Raw genomic sequence first — 1,930 nt, 5'->3', positions numbered from 1 at the left:
TGGCACTAGCGGACACGACGATCCTTGAGGGTCTTGAGACGCCGGATCGTCTCCGGCTTCTGCCGGAGAGCGAGCTGCAGAAGGTGGCCGACGCCGTGCGCGCCGAGATGATCGACGCCGTGTCGATCACCGGCGGCCATCTCGGCTCGGGGCTGGGCGTGGTCGAGCTGACGGTGGCGCTCCACCACGTCTTCGACACCCCCGACGACCGCATCGTCTGGGACGTCGGCCACCAGTGCTACCCGCACAAGATCCTGACGGGCCGCCGCGATCGCATCCGGACGCTGCGTCAGGGCGGCGGCCTGTCCGGCTTCACCAAGCGGAGCGAGAGCGCGTACGACCCCTTCGGCGCGGCCCACTCCTCCACCTCGATCTCCGCCGCGCTCGGCATGGCCGTGGCCCGCGATCTGGAGGAGGCGGAGGCCAAGGCCAAGGGCGCCGCGCCGGGCAAGCGCCGCAACATGGTGGCGGTGATCGGCGACGGCTCGATGTCGGCGGGCATGGCCTATGAAGCCATGAACAATGCCGGCGCCTTGCACTCGCGCCTGATCGTCATCCTCAACGACAACGACATGTCGATCGCGCCGCCCGTCGGCGCCATGTCGGCCTATCTCGCGCGGCTGGCCTCCGGCGGCACCTACCGGAGCTTGCGCGAGACCGCCAAGCAGCTCGGCAAGCTCTTGCCGAAGGCGCTCTACCAGCGCGCGGCGGCGGCGGAGGAGTATGCCCGCTCGCTGATCGTCGGCGGCGGCACGATGTTCGAGGAGATGGGCTTCCACTATGTCGGGCCGGTCGACGGGCACAATCTCGACCACCTGCTGCCCGTGCTCAAGAACGTGCGCGACTCGGATCAGGGCCCGATCCTGCTGCACGTGGTGACGCAGAAGGGCAAGGGCTACGCGCCGGCGGAGGCATCCGCCGACCGCTACCACGGCGTGGTGAAGTTCGACGTGGTCTCGGGCATCCAGGCCAAGGCCAAGGCGAACGCCCCGGCCTATACGCGGGTGTTCGGCGAGAGCCTGATCAAGGCGGCCGACGCCGACCCGAAGGTGGTGGCGATCACCGCCGCCATGCCCGGCGGCACCGGCATCGACCTGTTCGGCAAGGCGCATCCGGACAAGACCTTCGACGTCGGCATCGCCGAGCAGCACGCGGTGACGTTTGCCGGCGGTCTGGCCACCGAGGGCTACAAGCCGTTCGTGGCGATCTACTCGACCTTCCTGCAGCGGGCCTACGATCAGGTCGTGCACGACGTGGCGCTGCAGAACCTGCCCGTGCGGTTCTGCCTGGACCGGGCCGGTCTGGTGGGGGCGGACGGCGCCACGCATGCGGGCGCGTTCGATCTGGCTTATCTCTGCTGCCTGCCGAACATGACGGTGATGGCGGCCGCCGACGAGGCGGAGCTGGTGCACATGGTGGCGACGGCCCACGCGCACGATTCGGGTCCGATCGCGCTGCGCTACCCGCGCGGCGAGGGCGTCGGCGTGGAGCTGCCGGAGAAGGGTGAGCCGCTGGCGATCGGCCGCGGCCGGGTGGTGCGTCGTCCCGAGGGGGCACGGGTGGCTTTGCTGTCGCTCGGCACGCGTCTGTCGGAGGCGCTGAAGGCGGCCGACGCCTTGGAGGCGGAGGGTGTGGCGGCCACAGTGGCGGATGCGCGCTTTGCCAAGCCGCTGGACGCGGAGCTGATCGTGGATCTGGCGATGAGCCACGAGGTTCTGGTGACGGTGGAGGAGGGCTCGGTCGGCGGCTTCGGCGCGATGGTGCTGCACCTGTTGTCGGAGCGCGGGGTTCTGGATGCGGGCCGGGTCCGGGTTCGGACGCTGACGCTTCCGGACCTGTACCAGGATCACGACAAGCCGGAGAAGATGTACGCCGAGGCCGGTCTCGATGCCGAGGGCATCCTCAAAGCCGTCCGCGCCGCCCTGCCGGA

The 1,930-nt window shown here is 69.8% G+C and carries 1 protein-coding gene; it reads left to right on the top strand.

Going from position 1 to position 1,930, the window contains the following annotated elements; genetic code table 11:
* Positions 1-1,930 (top strand): 1-deoxy-D-xylulose-5-phosphate synthase (gene dxs, locus FHU13_RS27240; RefSeq protein ID WP_210287881.1); only part of this gene is annotated, 1,930 nt, incomplete at both ends.

Origin of the sequence: Methylobacterium sp. R2-1, from assembly GCF_014191355.1 — a bacterium.
Taxonomy (GTDB): Bacteria; Pseudomonadota; Alphaproteobacteria; order Rhizobiales; family Beijerinckiaceae; genus Methylobacterium.
Note: the sequence above shows the minus strand (reverse complement) of the source record. Positions and strands in the feature narration are given on the sequence as shown.